This is a genomic window from Methylobacillus methanolivorans, assembly GCF_054588515.1.
In genome coordinates this window covers 1,126,829-1,143,900 of sequence record NZ_BAAILT010000002.1, presented here as the reverse complement: position 1 = coordinate 1,143,900, position 17,072 = coordinate 1,126,829, and the positions used below count along the sequence as shown (strand labels likewise).

Genomic DNA, 17,072 nt, shown 5'->3' with positions numbered 1-17,072 from the left:
CATGCAACAGCGCACTTATCGATATTATGACTTCGTGATGGTGGCGTTTGTGGTAGTGCTAGTTTGCTCCAACCTGATTGGCCCTGCCAAGATTGCCCAGCTTGACTTGCCCTTTATCGGCACCCTTACCTTTGGTGCGGGCGTACTGTTTTTCCCTATTTCCTATGTATTTGGTGATGTATTGACCGAGGTCTATGGCTTTGCGCGTTCACGCCGGGTGATCTGGACTGGTTTTGCCGCCTTGGCTTTTGCCTCCGCCATGGCCTGGATTATCGTTGCCTTGCCACCTGCACCGTTTTGGCATAACCAGCATGCTTATGAAGTCGCTTTCGGCTCAGCCTGGCGCATTTCCCTGGCTGGGTTGATCGCCTTTGCCTGTGGCGAATTTGTGAACTCCATGGTGTTGGCCAAGATGAAGGTCTGGACTGAGGGCAAGTGGCTATGGACGCGCACCATAGGTTCCACTGTCGTTGGCGAAGGTGTTGATTCGCTTCTGTTTTACCCTTTGGCGTTTTATGGCAGTGGCATTATTCCCGATGACAAATTGCCCTTGGTGATGTTTGCCCAGTTTCTCGCCAAGACCGGGGTTGAGGTAGTATTGACGCCCGTGACCTATCGCGTCGTGGCTTTCCTCAAGCGTGCCGAGAGCGAGGATTACTACGACAGGCATACCGATTTCAATCCATTCCGCTTGCAATAGCAGGTTTTTATATTAATTTGATAGAAAAAACATGACCCTAGGCCCTATCATGCTCGATGTCGTCGGCACCGAGCTCACTCCAGCAGACATACGCCGTATCCGTCACCCCTTGGTGGGCGGTGTTATTCTCTTTGCACGCAACTTTGAGTCACCTTCCCAACTGAAGGCCTTGACCGACAGCATTCATGCTGTGCGTCAGCCACCCTTGCTGATTGCTGTTGATCACGAGGGCGGGCGCGTGCAGCGGTTTCGTGAGGGTTTTACACGTATCCCGCCCATGCGCGAGTTTGGCAAGATTTGGGATGAGCATCCGCGCAAGGCAAGGCAGTTGGCAGAGGAGGCTGGCTGGATCATTGCGGCAGAGCTACGCGCCCATGGCATTGATTTCAGCTTTACACCCGTGCTTGACATGGATTACGGTGAAAGCCAAGTGATCGGTGATCGCGCTTTCCACGGCGACAAGCAAGCCATTAACGAGCTGGCCTTTTCCTTGATCCAAGGCCTCAAACGCGGCGGCATGGCGGCTGTCGGCAAGCATTTTCCTGGCCATGGGTATGTGGTGGCGGATTCGCATGTGGCTATCCCAGTGGATGAGCGCGAGTTCGATCAGATTGCCTCAACGGATATGCAAACCTTCCGCCAACTGATTGATGATGGCATCCAGGCCATCATGCCTGCCCATGTTATCTATCCCAAGGTCGACGACAAACCCGCCGGTTTCTCCGAGCGTTGGCTGCAAAAAGTCCTGCGCCAGCGTCTGGAATTCAATGGCGTTATTTTTAGCGATGATCTATCCATGGAAGGAGCCGGTGTAGCAGGGGATGTGACCCAGCGTGCACTGGCTGCCCTCAATGCTGGTTGCGATATGGTGTTGCTCTGCAACCAACCTGACAAGGCCGATGAACTATTGGCTAACTTGAAGTGGGATATCCAGGCACAAAGCCTCGCCAGGCTTGCCCGCATGCATGGTGGCCGCCACCCATCTGGCATGGTTGCCTTGCACGAGGATCCAGATTTTATGCACGCAGTGCACAGGGTTGGCTTGGTGGGCAAGGCAGATGGGAATCTACCGTTTGTTTGAGTTGCTGGATAGATAATAAAAAACCCGCCTAAGCGGGTTTTTTATTATTGGATCAATGCCAGATTAGGCAGAGAACTTGGAACGGCTACGAGCTGCAAAACCGATCAGGCCCAGGCCCAGTGCCAGCATGCCGTAAGTGCTTGGCTCTGGAACAGCAGCAATCAGGGCGATGTTGCCAGTGTATGAAGGAACGCCTGTGTAGTTACCCTTGATGTTGATCCAGTATTGTGCTGGAGCTAGGGAGTCAACCTCAATAGCGCCGTAAGTCAGCTTTGCGGAGTACGATGAAAGATCACCAATGGTCAGTCGTGTGCCATTTTGGGAATCATAAAGATCGAAAGCAGTAAAAATTACACTTTTGGTGCTATTGCCGTTGATGCCTGCGCTAAGAGCAGCGTAGCTATCAACAGAGAAAGAAATCCAATCATCAAAACTACCGCCAGTCAGGTTTTTGCTTTGAAATGTGTAAAGCTGTTCAGTTGCTGTTGAGTTATCAGCATCAAATTCAACAACTGCAGCAGCCTGCGCGCTAGCAGCTGCACCGATCAGTGAAACAGCCAACAGAATTGCTTTCAGATTCATTGCCTTCATTTTGTATTGCCCCTAAAGAGAAATTTAACAGCGAAATTAATATCAAGTTGATATTGTTTTAAATTGATGGGGCGAGAATATGATGGAGCGATTGGGGCAGCAATAGCCCGAAGGAACTAACAGGGTTGATTTACTTGATTGAGAGCGGGTTTCAGCGATTATGACATTTCAGGTTTTGGATGTTTAACAATACGCCAACATTTAAAAATGTAAGTTCTGAGCAAATATGACGAATGACAATGGTTTTGCTGGGTTTGATTCAGTGTAAACGGTTGAAACTTTCACAGTTATTAGCTAGTCTTAGGCTTAGTTTCAGTTTTTTCCTAGGGGGTACCATAGATGCAAACGAATTACCAAGTCGCTAATACACAAACGCTGCCAGCGGGCGCGCACAAGGTATTGCGCAATACTTATATGTTGTTGGGCTTGACCATGATCCCAACCGTGATTGGCGCACTGGTCGGCATGTCCATGAATTTTTCATGGATGGCTGCTAGCCCGATCATGTCTTCCTTGATTATGCTGGCCGTGATGTTTGGCCTGTTCTTCGCTATTTCTGCTAACCGCAATAACAGCTTCGGCGTGGTTTTACTGCTGGGCCTGACTTTCTTTATGGGCCTGATGCTTGGTCCTATCCTGCAAGTGGCATTGAATCTGCGTAATGGCGGTCAGCTGGTTGGCTTGGCTGCAGGTGGTACTGGTCTGATCTTCATGACCCTGGCTGGTATTGGCGCCACGACCAAGAAGGATTTCAGCTTCATGGGGAATTTCCTCATGGTTGGCCTGATTCTGTTGATCGTTGCTTCGTTGGCTAACCTGTTCTTCCAGGTGCCTGCTGCTTCGTTGGCGATTTCCGCGATTGCCGTATTGTTATTCTCTGGCTTCATCTTGTTTGATGTAAATCGCATTGTACGTGGTGGCGAAACCAACTACGTGATGGCAACTTTGTCTTTGTACATCAATATCTACAATTTGTTTGTCAATCTGCTGCAATTGCTGATGGCATTCATGGGTGAGCGTGACTAAGCGTTATTCGCTGATCAAGAACCCGTCCTTGTGGCGGGTTTTTTATTTGAGCTTCTGTATTACCTGTTAAATTAAATGCATGAGTGATCTAACCAAAAACTGGCCTTCCCTGGGGGCTGCCATCAAACAACGCACACCGGGTATCCCGGTGACCAAGTGCCTGATTGCGGCCAATCTCTTGGTTTTTGTGCTGATGTTGTTCAATGGGGCTGGCTTCTGGCATTCGCCCAACAATATACAGTTGGCCTGGGGGGCTAATTTTGGCCCTGCGACTCAAGATGGCGAATGGTGGCGTTTGTTTACTGCCTTGTTCCTGCACTTTGGCGCTGTGCACCTGACATTGAACATGATTGCATTCTGGGATGGTGGGCAGTTGGTCGAGCGCATGTATGGGCACTGGCGCTATCTCATGATCTATCTCGTGAGTGGTCTGCTAGGCAACCTGGTGTCGCTGGTGTGGCAAGGCAATCAGGCGGTGTCTGGCGGGGCTTCAGGGGCAATTTTTGGTATTTATGGCGCCCTGATTGTATTTCTCTGGCAGGAGCGGGCTGTGCTGGATAGGCACGAATTCCGCTGGTTGTTCGGCGGGGCTTGTGTATTTGCGATCGCGACGATTGCCTTGGGCTTCATGATTCCTAGCATTGATAATGCCGCGCATATTGGCGGCTTTGTGACTGGCTTGTTATCTGGCTTGATGTTGATGCGAGGGTTGCAAGAGCACGCCGTGATCCCGCGTTTACCCAGGCTGGTGGCTGGTGCAGTGCTGGCAGCGGCAGTAGGTTTTATGCTGATCAAGCTGCCTGAGCCAAAGTACAATTGGGGAGAGGAGTTGTTGCTGCAAAAGCAGATCAATGCCTTTATCCAGGAAGACCAGGCGATTAATCGTTCCTGGTTGAATATCATGCACGAGAGCAAACAGGGGAGTGTGACTTATCTTGAGTTAGGTGAACAGATCGAGAGTGATATTACTGATCGCTATCAGGAGCGTTACGAGGCTTTGTCGAAATTGCCTTATGACTCGAATCTGCCATCCGCTGCACAACTGGAAAGTATTTTGCAATATACCAAGCAGAAGCGCGATGCTTCTCGCGCCATTGCCGAGGAATTGAAGCAGGGTAAACAACCCGCTCTCCCGGCTAAGCCTTTGCCTTAACTTGTGTCAGGCCTTGGAGCGGAGTTTATCCAGGCCGACGATCACCAACGACATCAGCCACAGCAATGCCTTGAAGGTGTTCATCACCGGGATCAGGCTCCAGAAGACGTTGCCAAGGATTTGCCGGCAAAGCATGTTCTTGAAGCAAGTGGTTTTGTAGATTGTGGAAAGCAGGCACAAGCCAAGTGAGACGAAATAGATGACCAGATAGGATTCGGGGATCATGGCTGTTTTTCTCCTTGTTAGACTGCTGAAATCATATGCGTGATTAGGGCAATCAGCCTGTCTTGGCTGTTTTCTGCAAGCGACGGCGTTCAGCAAAGAAATCGGAAAGGGTAGCGCTGCACTCTGCTGCCAGCAGGCCTGACTCTACTGTGGTGTGATGGTTAAGTTTATCCTCGGCCATGAGATCAATGACGCTACCGCATGCGCCGGTCTTGTAGTCGTGTGCGCCGAACACCAGCCTGGCGATGCGGGCATGCTGGATGGCACCCGCGCACATGGCGCAGGGTTCCAGCGTCACGTAGAGAGTGCAGCCTACCAGGCGGTAGTTGCCGAGTTTTGCTGCTGCATCACGCATGGCGCGGATTTCGGCATGGGCACTGGGATCATGGCCTGTAATGGGCGCATTGCTGCCACGCCCGATAATTTCACCATCCTTGACTACCACTGCGCCTACGGGCACTTCACCAGCATGCGCTGCTGCTGCTGCCAGTTGCAATGCAGCACGCATGAAATCTTCATCGGTGATTGGCAGAGGTGAATGCAGGCCCAACATCAAGTATCCATTGTTCTGATCAAGGCCATTATTTTGCCATGGTTTTGGCATGGGCATGTGGCCCGCGATATTTGCCGTGATTGTGCAGGGTGCGTAAGCTTAATCGATGCGCTGTTTTTGACCCAAGCGCACCAAGACGAATGTCAATCCAAGCATCAGGCCTGCACCTACCCAAAGCAAAACCTCCATCGGGTCTGGCGTGACTTCTTGCACTGGCATGATGATGAGCTTGCGTAGCACCAATACCATGGCGACTTCAATAAAGGTTTCTACTTCCAGCTTGGCACCCATGAGGTAGCGGATTTCCGCGGAGATCAAGGCTGAAATCGACCAGAGCAGCATGAGTGTACCTAGCGCATTGAGGAATCCATGCACAAGATTGTTTGCTGCAAAGGCAGTGCGGACATCCAGGAAAAACAGCCATGCGAACATCATGACCGATACGGCAAGCGCGAGGCCGATCGTGATGTGCGCGAAACCATTGAGCCAGAGCATGGCGCGTATGGTGTAGCGATTGATGACATTGAATTCGCGTGGAAAATGATTTTGTGCCATGGTTGTGCCCTGTCTCCCCTTTATTTGTCTTTATTGACTGTTGTTATTCAACGGCATCGTTACTTTATTGTTGAGATGAGATGCCGCTGTGCAATATACCAAATTTTGCATGAATAAATACTGGTCAGTCTTTCACCCTAGCAGGAACTCTGCCATCTCGACTTTCTGTAATTCATCCAACAGCCATCGCTGTGCCTTGCCGCCATTGCTGCGCCAGGCAATATAGGCAATGACTGCTGGTTTGGGCTCTGCTACCTCGCGGATCAGCAACTCGCCACGGGCTGCATGATATTCAGCCAGTTTACGCGGCAGGTAGCCTACGCCCAGCCCCTTGATCTGCGCCAGGGCCTTGCCGGGGATGTCGGGTACTGAGAGCACATCCTGGCCATCGAGGATGCCGGAAGTCTTGGGTGGCAAGCTGCGTGAGCTGTCAGCAGCGGAAACTGAGCGGTATTGCTGGATATCGTGATTTGAAAGTGGTTCAGGGGCGTGTGCCAGCGGATGCCGAGGTGAGACGGCAAACACGAAATCCAGCGAGCCAAGCAGGCGGGTTGTGTAACCACCACCTGGAGGGCCTTCACCTGGTGCACCGATGGAAATATCGGCGCGGTTACTGATAATGGCATCCCAGCTACCGCCATATACTTCCTTCAACAATCGCACCCTGGTGCCAAAATTCTGGGCGTAGAAGTGCTCAAGGATGTCGTAGAGCGGTTCCATGCGCAAAATGTCACTGATGGCGATGCTGATGTCGGTCTCCACGCCGGTAGCTACGCGGCGTACGCGACATTCCAGTTCGCTTGCTGCCTTGAGCAGGTGGCGGCCTTCACGCAACAGTTCCTGCCCGGCCTCGGTAAGCTTGGCCTTGTGGCCGCTACGGTCAAACAGTTTGATATTCAGGCTGTCTTCCAGTGTGCGTATGGTATAGGTGATGGCAGACGGTACGCGATATAAGCTTTCCGCGGCTGCGGAAAAGCTGCCTTCGCGATCAATCGCATCCAGCACTTCCAGTGCCTCGATAGAAAGCTTGATGCTCATGGCTGGCTTATCTTGGTGACATCACGCTCATGTACCCAGAACAATGTGGCACCCGCAATCGCCGCAGGCATCATCAAGACATTGAGGCCGGGTATCCACAAGGCAGCATAGACGCTGGCCCCGAAACTCAGGCTTTTCCAGCGCTTTTGTCGTAGCCAGGTCAGCATGGCCTGCCAACTTAATTTGTGGTTATCTGCCGGATAATCCAGGTATTGCACGCACATCATCCAAATGCCAAATAGCAGCCATAATGGCGGAGCCAGCAGGTTGATGCCTGGGATCAATGACAAAATCAGTAAACCAAGCGCACGTGGCAAGAAGTACATGAGTTTGCGTAGCTCGCGGCTTAATGTTCTTGGCACCATAGCAAGCAGTTCTTGTAGGTTGAAGGGAGGGAAATCATCCTCGCCACGCACCATGACCTCGACTTTTTCTGCCAACAGGCCATTGAAAGGGGCGGCAATCAGGTTGGCAAACAAGCTGAAGGTAAAAAAGATGATGAGAACCAGCAGGAGGACAAATAGCGGCCAGGCCAGGTAATAAAGAAAATCTAGCCAACCGGGTAGGGTGGCCAATAGTCTGGTCAGCCATTGGCCGAATTGCTGCACGCTGTAATAGACCATACCAATGAAAAGTGCGAGATTGGCGAGTAATGGCAACAGCACGAATAGGCGCAAGCCAGGGCTGAGCACCAACCTTAGGCCTTGCATTAAATATTGCGGCCCGGAGAGCGGGCGAGGGTGAATAGCAGTGTTCATGACGTGTATGAGCGGTGCAGTCGCAACATGTTCATAATTTTTGAACAATATATACAAAATTCTTTGCTATTCATACTGGCAGCGATTATCTACTATGCCTGCTCACGTTCAATATTCTTGAAGATGAGGAGGTATAGCATGATCAGTTTGCGCAAAGCACAGGATCGCGGCCATGCAAATCATGGCTGGCTAGATAGCTACCATTCATTTTCCTTTTCCAGTTATCAAGACCCAGAGCACATGCATTATTCCGTCCTGCGTGTGATTAACGAGGATGTCATTGCAGCAGGTATGGGCTTTGGCATGCATCCCCACCGCGATATGGAAATCATCACTTATATGCTCAAGGGCGAATTGCGCCATGAGGATAGCCTGGGCAATGGCTCGGTGATCCGCGCCGGTGATGTGCAGCGTATGAGTGCAGGTACCGGTATCGTTCATAGCGAATTCAATGCGTCTGATCTTACCCAGGCACATCTCTTGCAGATATGGCTACTACCCGAGAAGAATGGGATAACGCCTGGATATGAAGAAAAGCATTTTGCAGCAGCACAAAAGCAAGACCGTTGGCGCTTGATTGCATCACGTGATGGCCGGGAGGATTCTTTACATATCCATCAAGATGTTGAATTGTATGCAACAGTGCTGACTGAGAATCAGCAGCTCGGATACAGTGTATCTCCAGGACGTAGCGTCTACTTGCAGGTGGCGCGTGGCAGTATCGCGTTGAATGGCTTGTTGCTGGAAGCTGGTGATGCAGCCAAGGTCGATGCCCAGCAGCAGATCGAGATAACGGCAGGGGAGGAGGCAGAACTCCTCTTATTTGACTTGCCAGCACACCAATCCCATTAATCTTGTGTCATTAGAAAGGAAGCATTATGACGAAAGTTGTAGTGGTTTATCACAGTGGCTACGGTCATACCGAGGCTCAGGCGAAGGCAGTTGCACGTGGTGCAGAGAAGGTGGCAGGTACTGAGGTAACGCTCTTGAATTCCGAGCAGGCGCAGCAGGATTGGGATACGCTTAACGCAGCCGATGCGATTATCTTTGGCAGTCCAACCTATATGGGTTCTGCCTCTGCCCAGTTCAAGGCATTCATGGAGGCGAGCTCTAGCATTTGGTATCAGCGTGGCTGGAAAGACAAAGTCGCTGCGGGCTTCACAACCTCTGCTAGCCAGAGCGGGGATAAACTCAATACGATTGTGCAATTGACCATTTTCGCAGCCCAGCATGGCATGATCTGGGTAGGAAATGACTTGCTGCCAGGGAACAATAGCAGCACAGGCTCGGTCAATGATTTGAACCGTCTTGGCGGTTTCCTGGGGGCGCTGGCGCAGGCAAATAGTGATCAGGGTGCTGATGTGGCCCCATTGCAAAGCGACTTGCTTACTGCCGAACACCTGGGTGAGCGTGTTGCCCATATCACCAATAAGTTACGCGCCTAAAACGAATAATGAATTTTGATCATCAGAGAGGAGTTCCAATGCATCATTCCATCGCCAAACTAAGCCTGGTAGCAGGCTTATTCGCAGCTAGCAGCTTGGCATTTGCCGCAGCTGAAACTTATGAAATCGACAACAAACATAGTTTTGCCAATTTTGCGATTCGCCACGTTGTTTCCAAAACTTCCGGTACATTCAGCGATGTGACAGGCAAGCTGGTCATCGACAAGGACAACCTCGCCAATTCCAGCGTGGATGCCAAGATCAATGTCTTGAGTGTGAATACCAGTAATGAGAAGCGTGATGAACACATCAAGAAAGAGGAATACCTGAACGCTGGCAAGTTTGGCGAGATGCATTTTGTCAGCAGCAAGATCGTGCCGACGACAACAAGCCAAGGCAACGTCACTGGCAAGCTCACTATTAATGGCGTCACCAAGGAAGTCACTTTCCCGTTTGCGGTGCTGGGCTTTGGCAAGGATCCATGGGGCGGTGTGCGTACCGGCATTGAAGCCAAGACTATCATCAAGGCTTCTGATTATGGGTATGGTTGGGGCAAGCCTGGTTCGCCCGTAGGGGATGATATTGAAGTGACCTTGCTGATCGAAGGCATCAAGAAATAAGGCAGCATACCCACGACATCAACGCCGTCTTGCCCTGCAAGTACGGCGTTTTGTTATTGAATTGATTGAAAGAGGAGAGTTGAATGTCCGACGATTTATTCAGCCCGGTCAAACTGGGCAGCATCGCACTCAAGAACCGTATCATCATGGCACCCTTGACCCGTAACCGAGCGGGTAAAGGCAATGTGCCGCAGCCGATCAATGCTGAATATTATGCCCAGCGAGCTTCCTCTGGGTTAATTATTACCGAGGCTACGCCGATTTCTGCCACTGCCCATGGTTATCCTGCCACACCTGGCATTCATGATGCTGAGCAAGTTGAAGGCTGGAAGTTGGTGACCAATGCCGTGCATGCCAAGGGAGGCAAGATCGTGCTGCAACTCTGGCATGTCGGTCGGATTTCGCATCCATCCTTGCAACCAGGCAATGCTTTGCCTGTAGCACCTTCTGCTATTAAACCTGCCGGGCAGGCTTTCACCTATGAAGGCTTGCAGGATTTCGTTACACCGCGCGCATTGGCCATTGAGGAGTTACCAGGCATTGTTGCAGATTATGTGATTGCCACTCGCAATGCATTAGCAGCTGGGTTCGACGGCGTTGAGATTCACGCTGCCAATGGTTATTTGCTGGATCAGTTCCTGCGTGATGGCACTAATCACCGCACTGATGAATACGGTGGAAGTATCGTCAACCGTACCCGTCTGTTATTGGAAGTGACCAAGGCAGTGGTTGAAGTGGCTGGCGCTGACCGTGTGGGCGTACGCATTTCTCCGCTCAACCCGTTTAACGATATCAGTGATTCCAACCCTCAAGCCTTGTTCAATCATGTGGCAGATTCCTTGAATCCGTTTGGCCTGGCTTATCTTCATGTTGTCGAAGGTGGTATGGGGGGCGCTGACGTACCAGTATTTGACTTTGCCGACTTGCGCCAACATTTCCAAGGCGCTTATATTGCCAACCTTGGCTACGATAAGGCCAAGGGCAATGCGGCGATTGCTTCTGGGCATGTTGATGCTGTTGCCTATGGTGCTATCTATATTGCCAACCCTGATCTTGTCGAGCGTTTCCAACAGGATGCGCCGCTGAATACGCCTGACCAAGCCACCTTCTACGGTGGCGATGCCAAAGGCTACACTGATTACCCAACCCTAAAAGGATAACAATATGTCAAGAAAACCAGCCGTCACCAGCGTAGCGATTGATAACACCATTGCCGAGCGCTGGAGTGGCCGCGCCTATGATGCCAGCAAGCCAGTGACACATGAGCAAACCATTGCCTTGCTCGAGGCTGCCCGCTGGGCACCTTCCTGCTATGGTGACCAACCTTGGCGCTTCATCGTCTGGGATAAGAACAAGGATGCAGCCGCCTGGCAAAAAGCCTTTGAAACCCTGGTCGAATTCAACCAAGGCTGGGTGAAGGAATCCCCAGTACTGGTATTGATCGCTGCTGATACCAAGTTCCACCACAATGGCAAGCCCAATCCTTTTGCCGCCTATGACAGCGGTGCAGCAGCGGAGAACCTTTGCCTGCAGGCAACAGCGCTAGGCTTGCAAGCACACCAGATGGCAGGCTTTGATGCGGATAAGCTACGTGCCGCCTTTGCTGTGCCAGAGCAGATCCAGATAATTGCCCTGATCTCAGTGGGCTATGCTGCAGATCCTGCCACCCTGGAAGGCGAGATCAAGGAGCGCGAGTTGGCACCACGTACCCGTCGCGAGCTGGGTGAGTTGTTCTTTGATAGCGCCTGGGGCAAGCCTATTGCTTGAGTAGCAGGTATACAGGTCTGTTATAATGAAAAATTCCATCCACAAGCCGGGATTTAATCATGCCTGTTTTGCAGCTCAACAAAGCCAACTTCAAGCAAACCATTGAGAGTAATGACTTTGTCATTGTCGATTTCTGGGCCCCTTGGTGCCAGCCATGTGTTGCTTTTACACCGATTTTTGAGGCTGCTGCCGAGCAAAACCCAGATATCGTCTTTGGCATGGTGAATACCGAGGAAGACCCGGAAATCAGCGAGTATTTTGAAGTGACCAAAATTCCAGGCATCCTCATCATCAGGGAGCAAGCCGGGATTCATGCTCAGGTGGGTGAGGTAGGTGCGCCTGCACTGGAGAAAATGATTGAATGGGCAAGAGCCTATGACATGACTCAGGTGCGCGAGTATTATGCACAGCAGGCTGCTGCTGAGTAGTCCATTACGGTTTATTAGATATACCCATAAGAGCCGTTCACTGCAAAGTGAACGGCTTTTTTATTACTGCCATATACAATTTAATTAGTCCGAATGGGCTAAGCTAGTCCATTTGGACTAGTGCTTAATAGCTGGGGGCGATAGCAATTTATAGCGGCTGGGATATGATGATTTCGCTGCTTATATAGGTATATATAAATTGTTTATTTATCAAGTATTACCAATAGGTAGTGATGTTGAAAGGCAAGGCACAAAGGCAGTTTTTTTATAACAGCATGGTTAATTTTGGGGGAAATCATGAAACAACGAATTGCATTATTAGTTTCTGCTGTGTTGTTGATGAACGGTGTTGCAGCTAATGCGGCAAATCTTGCAGTTTTCGGACAGAATAATATCGGGGATTTTTATAGCAGCATAGCCGGTGGCAGTCATACCATCACCTATGTAAATGATTCACAACTGGCAACGGTTGGTTTCCTGGATGGTTTTGATGCTTTTATCTATACACGGGATGGATATTCATTTGGTAGCGGCTTATCAGTGGATGCAGCCGCCAATGTGAAAAGTTATGTGACGGGTAATGTCGTTCTTTTTAATGGCGATTTCCAGGATGACATTGGCGTTGCCAACACCAACCTGTTATTCAGTAATGCGTTGGCATTTGTTCTTGGAGGTGCCGGTAAGGGTTATCTTGGTGAGTATCGTGGTGCTTTTGCAGCATATGCTTCCAATGATGATGGTAACAACCCGATAGGGCTGATTAATGGGCACTCTGGCGTATCTGGGTATGCTGAAGGTGGTTCAAATCTGGACATTAACCGTACCAGCTATGGTGATGTACATTCCATTACGGCAGGTGTGACATTTCCTTATGACCCTGCTGCTGTAGAGTATGGAGCACAGTTGTCCGGTGAAAATCCTGCAGTGGTCTTGGCACGTTTTGCTAATGGTAATGCCGCTATTATTGCTGGCGGGGTAGATCAGATTAGTGCTCCCGTGCCAGAGGCTGATACTTATGCCATGCTGCTTGTAGGTTTGGGATTGTTGGGGGCTGTGGTTCGTCGCCGCAATCGCATCGCATAACCGCTTCTTTTAATGATAGTTATGCTAAGCCAGCGCTCTGATAAAGCGGCTGGCTTTTTTATTGAAAATTTGTTGCCAATGGCTAAAAGCTGCCCGTACTGCATAATCGAAACAGAAAAAACACCCCTATACCCATCATGAGATAAAGTGGCAGGTCGCCGCGTTTGCTCAACTCACCACGCCTGGGTGTTGTGAGCCAGCGATTGGCAAGATAAAGCGCCAATATTGCGCCTGGAATCGCTAGCATTGTCCAGGTGCCGGAAAATATCCAGGCCAGAGCTTGATCCAGCCAACCTTCGTCATGAAACAGGTGTACTGCAAGGCCGATGATGCCGATGAGCATCAGCCCCAGCCGGAGCACTGCAAGTAATGTGGAGAGCAGGGATTCTGGTTTCGCCTCGGGATTTTGCACAGGTTTGCTCATGACAGTGGCTCCTTGAAGCGGGGGTGTGATTAGCCTGGTGATGCTGGCAGGTATTTTGCCGGGTCTACGGATTTACCTTGTCGGCGGATCTCGAAATGCAGCTTGGTTTTGTCTGTATCCGAGTCCCCCATTTCTGCGATCTTCTGGCCTCGTGTCACTTGCTGGCCTTCTTTCACTAGCACTTTGCTATTGTGGGCATAGACAGAAAGAAAGGTATTGTCGTGCTTGATGATCACTAGCTTGCCGTAGCCACGTAAATCAGAGCCACTATAAATCACCTTGCCAGGGGCTGCAGCGTTGATAGCCTGTCCCATGGTGCCACTGATATCCAGGCCCTTGGTACTCGCCGAGTCATTAAACCCTGCCGTGACTTTGCCGTTGGTTGGCCATGCCCACTGTATGCCTTCCACACTATTAGTGGCCGATGTGCTGGTAGAGGTGGCAGGAGTTGTGGCTACAGGTGTGGTGGTGTTTGTTGCGGCCGGTACTGGTGCTGCCGCTACTTGCGGTTGTGGTGCCGCAACAGGCGCATTCAAGGCAGCTTCGCTGTAAGGCTGGCGCAATGCCTTGGGTTCAACGACCAATAACGGTTGACCAGGGGCAGGCATGGCGTTTTCTGCAGGACTGGTCACTGTCGAGGGGCTGCCACCATCCAGGTTGAGCGGGGTGATGATGACATCTCCATCGGCCATGCTGGCAGGTTGCCCAGGGATAGGGCTTGCAGTAGCCGTGCTCGTGTCTGCTGCACGCGCGGGCAGCTTGAGTTGCTGGCCGATATGGATGGTGTAAGCGGGAGGCTGGATATTATTCAGCTGGGCAATGTCCTTATAGTAAAAGCCATATTCCAGGCCAATGCTGTAAAGGGTATCGCCTTTCTTGACGGTATGTGTATTCGGGCGCCAGTCACTGCCAGCGGTTGCGCTGGTGCTTGTCTTGCTTGGGGTGGTGGTCACCGGTTTCTTAGCAACCGGGGCTCTATCCACTACCGGTGCATGCTCGGTAGTGCTACAACCGATGAGTAACAGGCTGATCAGCCAGGATTTATTGACTTGTTTTGTCCATTGCATTAGTTGGTTCCACCTAGCAGCGGCACGAATTTCACCGCTTCCAGTTTACTTTGTCTGTATTCAGAGCCTGTAGCTGTCTTGATATGTTCAACCAGGTACAGGATTTGTTCTTCGGTGCCGACGGGGATCACCATGCGACCACCGACGGCAAGCTGCTCCAGCAACTCTTGCGGGATATGACGTGCAGCCGCTGTGACAATAATACCGTCAAAAGGTGCCATTTCCGGCAAACCCATGGTGCCATCGGCGTGTTTAAGCTTGATATTGGCCAGGCGCAATTCGCGCAGATGCCCCCGCGCCTTCATGAGCAAAGGGCGGATACGCTCGACGGAATAGACTTCCTTGGCGACCTTGGATAGTACGGCGGTTTGATAGCCGCAGCCGGTGCCTATTTCCAGTACTTTTTCCAGTGCGCCACCATTACGCAATATCTCAGTCATGCGTGCCACGATATAGGGCTGGGAAATGGTCTGGCCGAAGCCAATCGGCAACGAGCCGTCCTCATAGGCGCGTGAGGACAGTGCTTCATCAACGAATATATGGCGGGGAATGGCGCCGATAGCCGCCAGCACCACTTCGTCCTTGATGCCTTTTTCGCTTAAGCGCCCCAGCATGCGCTCGCGCGTACGCTGGGAAGTCATACCAATGCCGCGTAATGCTGGACTACTCATGGTTATAGCGCAAGCCAGTTCTTGACCTGTTCACGCTGGCTATATTGCGTGAGGTCGATTTGCAGCGGTGTGATGGAAATGCGGTTTTGGTTCACGGCGTTGAAGTCTGTGCCTTCGCCAGCGTCCTGTGCGCTACCTGCTGCTCCTATCCAGTAAACCGTTTGCCCACGCGGTGTGGCGGATTTGATCACAGGCTCTGCCTTGTGGCGCTTGCCCAGGCGGGTGACTTCGGTGCCTTGAATCTGATCGAATGGCACATCTGGCACATTGATGTTCAGCAATACAGGTGGCGGAAAACGGTCTTGTTGGTAGCGCTCTACCAGGCTCACCATGAAGCGTGCAGCAGTCTCGAAATGTTGCACGCCATGGCGTGACATCGAGACAGCAAATGACGGCACACCCAGCAAGAAGCCCTCGGTGGCAGCGGCAACAGTGCCTGAATAAATCGTGTCGTCACCCATATTGGCACCATCATTGATGCCGGAAATCACCATGTCCGGTAGTTCGTCGAGCAAGCCAGTGACAGCAAGGTGCACGCAGTCTGTTGGCGTGCCGTTGACATAATAAAAGCCATTGCTGGCTTTATGCACTGAGAGTGGCCGATCAAGTGTCAGTGAGTTACTGGCGCCGCTACGGTCACGTTCAGGCGCAACCACCACGATATCGGCTACCTTGGATAAATGTTGGGCCAGGATATTGAGCCCAGGGGCAAAATAGCCGTCGTCATTGGAAAGAAGAATACGCATTTTTTTATTATAACCGAGTGACGAGGCGCTTTTCACGCCTCTTTTACTGACAATCAGGAAAAAATCTGCAGCAGTGATTTAATTGCTGTGCTTGAGCTTGATTGCCGTCTCTGCCAGCCGTTTGCCCAAGGCGATACACAGTGCTTTTTCATCGGCGCTGATTGGCTTGTCGTTCATCACCCCGGCAAGATGGCTGGCACCATAAGGCGTGCCGCCCGTGCTGGTGGCGGCCAGTGCAGGCTCGGAATAGGGTAGGCCGAGGAGGAGCATGCCATGGTGCAGCAGGGGAAGCATCATCGAAAGCAAGGTACTCTCCTGGCCACCATGCATGGACGAGGTAGACGTGAATACCGCAGCAGGCTTGCCAATCAAGGCTCCTTGAAGCCAAAGCCCGCTGGTACCATCAAGGAAATATTTCATCGGTGCCGCCATATTGCCGAAGCGGGTGGGGCTGCCCAATGCCAGGCCTGCACATTCTTCCAGGTCGGTGAGCTCAACGTAAGGATCGCCACTCTCGGGGATATCAGGCTCGGTAGCTTCATGGTTGGCAGAGACCTTGGGCACCGTGCGTAATCTCGGTTGTGCACCTTCAATAGAAGCCACACCGCGTGCGATTAGCTTGGCCATGTCGCGAGTTGCGCCGCCGTGGGAGTAATAAAGGATCAGTATTTCTGCCATGTCATTTAACCTTGTAAATGTAATGAATCAACTTGGTTTGCTGCCGGGCTTGAGACGGTGATGTACCACTTGGGCTGCATTTCTGTGAAATCCGTCCTGATGTTGCAGGGTAGATAGCTCGCCGAGTCCAGCACTAGGCACTGATGGTTTATTCTTTTAAACACCACCCAATGCCAGAAATGTTTGCCATTTTCTTCATGGTACTTGATGGCAAGCAATGCCAGGGCGGGCAAAGCATCCCAGGAGGTAAACGGGGTTTCACCAGCAGAGGTGTGGACGCCAGCCTGGTCTAGCATCCGCCTGACATACTGGGTGTCAGACCATAGCGAGGTATCTGCTGCCTGAATCCCCAACCTATTGGCAATCTCACGCATTTCTGCATAACTCTTGCCGAGAATATTAGCCACTGCGGCAATGCCACAGCCGGTTTCCTCTTCTTGTACGACAACTTTCATCATTCGCT

Annotated in this window: 23 protein-coding genes; 11 read left to right on the top strand and 12 right to left on the bottom strand. The window is 51.3% G+C overall.

Going from position 1 to position 17,072, the window contains the following annotated elements; all coding sequences use genetic code 11:
* Window position 1 precedes the first annotated feature (1 nt).
* Window positions 2–700 carry a queuosine precursor transporter gene (locus LG202_RS06635; protein WP_230347608.1) on the top strand — a complete coding sequence of 233 codons (699 nt, stop codon included), beginning with the start codon at window positions 2–4 and terminating at the stop codon, window positions 698–700.
* Window positions 701–731: 31 nt separating this feature from the next.
* Window positions 732–1,781: a beta-N-acetylhexosaminidase gene (gene nagZ, locus LG202_RS06630; protein WP_230347607.1), complete on the top strand. Its 1,050-nt coding sequence runs from the start codon at window positions 732–734 to the stop codon at window positions 1,779–1,781.
* A gap of 63 nt (window positions 1,782–1,844) precedes the next feature.
* Here nagZ and LG202_RS06625 read toward each other — a convergent pair whose 3' ends face one another.
* Window positions 1,845–2,363 carry an FxDxF family PEP-CTERM protein gene (locus LG202_RS06625; RefSeq protein WP_230347606.1) on the bottom strand — a complete coding sequence of 173 codons (519 nt, stop codon included), beginning with the start codon at window positions 2,361–2,363 and terminating at the stop codon, window positions 1,845–1,847.
* A 348-nt stretch (window positions 2,364–2,711) separates the two neighbouring features.
* On the opposite strand from LG202_RS06625, the gene LG202_RS06620 reads away from it, so the two are divergent.
* Window positions 2,712–3,398 carry a Bax inhibitor-1/YccA family protein gene (locus LG202_RS06620; protein ID WP_230347605.1) on the top strand — a complete coding sequence of 229 codons (687 nt, stop codon included), beginning with the start codon at window positions 2,712–2,714 and terminating at the stop codon, window positions 3,396–3,398.
* Window positions 3,399–3,477: 79 nt separating this feature from the next.
* Complete coding sequence (locus tag LG202_RS06615) at window positions 3,478–4,551, top strand: rhomboid family intramembrane serine protease (RefSeq protein ID WP_230347604.1); 1,074 nt, start codon at window positions 3,478–3,480, stop codon at window positions 4,549–4,551.
* 6 nt (window positions 4,552–4,557) lie between these two features.
* Here LG202_RS06615 and LG202_RS06610 read toward each other — a convergent pair whose 3' ends face one another.
* The 5 genes from LG202_RS06610 to cysZ all read right to left on the bottom strand — a co-directional run bounded on the left by LG202_RS06610 (window position 4,558) and on the right by cysZ (window position 7,680).
* Entirely contained in the window at window positions 4,558–4,776 is a 219-nt protein-coding gene (locus LG202_RS06610; RefSeq protein WP_230347603.1) for a hypothetical protein, read from the bottom strand.
* Window positions 4,777–4,828: 52 nt separating this feature from the next.
* Window positions 4,829–5,329 carry a tRNA adenosine(34) deaminase TadA gene (gene tadA / locus LG202_RS06605; protein WP_230347602.1) on the bottom strand — a complete coding sequence of 167 codons (501 nt, stop codon included), beginning with the start codon at window positions 5,327–5,329 and terminating at the stop codon, window positions 4,829–4,831.
* 99 nt (window positions 5,330–5,428) lie between these two features.
* Entirely contained in the window at window positions 5,429–5,884 is a 456-nt protein-coding gene (locus LG202_RS06600) for a phosphate-starvation-inducible PsiE family protein (RefSeq protein ID WP_230347601.1), read from the bottom strand.
* Between the two features lie 132 nt (window positions 5,885–6,016).
* Window positions 6,017–6,922 (bottom strand): LysR family transcriptional regulator, encoded by a 906-nt coding sequence (locus tag LG202_RS06595; RefSeq protein WP_230347600.1) that lies wholly within the window; start codon window positions 6,920–6,922, stop codon window positions 6,017–6,019.
* Entirely contained in the window at window positions 6,919–7,680 is a 762-nt protein-coding gene (cysZ, locus tag LG202_RS06590; protein ID WP_230347599.1) for a sulfate transporter CysZ, read from the bottom strand. Before cysZ ends, LG202_RS06595 begins: the two co-directional genes overlap by 4 nt.
* A gap of 138 nt (window positions 7,681–7,818) precedes the next feature.
* Between cysZ and LG202_RS06585 the strand changes: the two genes are divergently transcribed.
* From LG202_RS06585 to LG202_RS06555, 7 genes are all read left to right on the top strand, one after another.
* On the top strand, window positions 7,819–8,532 hold the full coding sequence (locus tag LG202_RS06585; protein WP_230347598.1) for a pirin family protein: 714 nt from the start codon (window positions 7,819–7,821) through the stop codon (window positions 8,530–8,532).
* Window positions 8,533–8,558: 26 nt separating this feature from the next.
* Window positions 8,559–9,125, top strand: a complete 567-nt coding sequence (locus LG202_RS06580) for a flavodoxin family protein (RefSeq protein WP_230347597.1) — start codon at window positions 8,559–8,561, stop codon at window positions 9,123–9,125.
* A 38-nt stretch (window positions 9,126–9,163) separates the two neighbouring features.
* Complete coding sequence (locus LG202_RS06575) at window positions 9,164–9,745, top strand: YceI family protein (RefSeq protein ID WP_230347596.1); 582 nt, start codon at window positions 9,164–9,166, stop codon at window positions 9,743–9,745.
* 83 nt (window positions 9,746–9,828) lie between these two features.
* Window positions 9,829–10,905 (top strand): alkene reductase, encoded by a 1,077-nt coding sequence (locus LG202_RS06570; RefSeq protein ID WP_230347595.1) that lies wholly within the window; start codon window positions 9,829–9,831, stop codon window positions 10,903–10,905.
* Window positions 10,906–10,909: 4 nt separating this feature from the next.
* The gene (locus LG202_RS06565; protein ID WP_230347594.1) at window positions 10,910–11,512 is read left to right on the top strand and encodes a nitroreductase family protein; all 603 of its coding nucleotides are present in this window, start codon (window positions 10,910–10,912) and stop codon (window positions 11,510–11,512) included.
* A gap of 59 nt (window positions 11,513–11,571) precedes the next feature.
* A complete protein-coding gene (locus tag LG202_RS06560; protein WP_230347593.1) occupies window positions 11,572–11,940 on the top strand; it encodes a thioredoxin family protein in 369 nt (122 codons plus the stop codon).
* A gap of 297 nt (window positions 11,941–12,237) precedes the next feature.
* Entirely contained in the window at window positions 12,238–13,023 is a 786-nt protein-coding gene (locus LG202_RS06555; protein WP_230347592.1) for a PEP-CTERM sorting domain-containing protein, read from the top strand.
* Window positions 13,024–13,105: 82 nt separating this feature from the next.
* Here the strand turns inward: LG202_RS06555 and LG202_RS06550 are convergent, their stop codons facing one another.
* The 6 genes from LG202_RS06550 to LG202_RS06525 all read right to left on the bottom strand — a co-directional run bounded on the left by LG202_RS06550 (window position 13,106) and on the right by LG202_RS06525 (window position 17,067).
* Window positions 13,106–13,447, bottom strand: a complete 342-nt coding sequence (locus tag LG202_RS06550) for a hypothetical protein (protein WP_230347591.1) — start codon at window positions 13,445–13,447, stop codon at window positions 13,106–13,108.
* A 29-nt stretch (window positions 13,448–13,476) separates the two neighbouring features.
* Complete coding sequence (locus tag LG202_RS06545; RefSeq protein ID WP_230347590.1) at window positions 13,477–14,514, bottom strand: peptidoglycan DD-metalloendopeptidase family protein; 1,038 nt, start codon at window positions 14,512–14,514, stop codon at window positions 13,477–13,479.
* A complete protein-coding gene (locus tag LG202_RS06540) occupies window positions 14,514–15,185 on the bottom strand; it encodes a protein-L-isoaspartate(D-aspartate) O-methyltransferase (protein WP_230347589.1) in 672 nt (223 codons plus the stop codon). Before LG202_RS06540 ends, LG202_RS06545 begins: the two co-directional genes overlap by 1 nt.
* Before the next feature lie 2 nt (window positions 15,186–15,187).
* A complete protein-coding gene (gene surE / locus LG202_RS06535; protein ID WP_230347588.1) occupies window positions 15,188–15,931 on the bottom strand; it encodes a 5'/3'-nucleotidase SurE in 744 nt (247 codons plus the stop codon).
* 78 nt (window positions 15,932–16,009) lie between these two features.
* Window positions 16,010–16,609, bottom strand: a complete 600-nt coding sequence (gene wrbA, locus LG202_RS06530; RefSeq protein ID WP_230347587.1) for an NAD(P)H:quinone oxidoreductase — start codon at window positions 16,607–16,609, stop codon at window positions 16,010–16,012.
* 5 nt (window positions 16,610–16,614) lie between these two features.
* On the bottom strand, window positions 16,615–17,067 hold the full coding sequence (locus tag LG202_RS06525; protein ID WP_230347586.1) for a cysteine peptidase family C39 domain-containing protein: 453 nt from the start codon (window positions 17,065–17,067) through the stop codon (window positions 16,615–16,617).
* Window positions 17,068–17,072 lie beyond the last annotated feature (5 nt).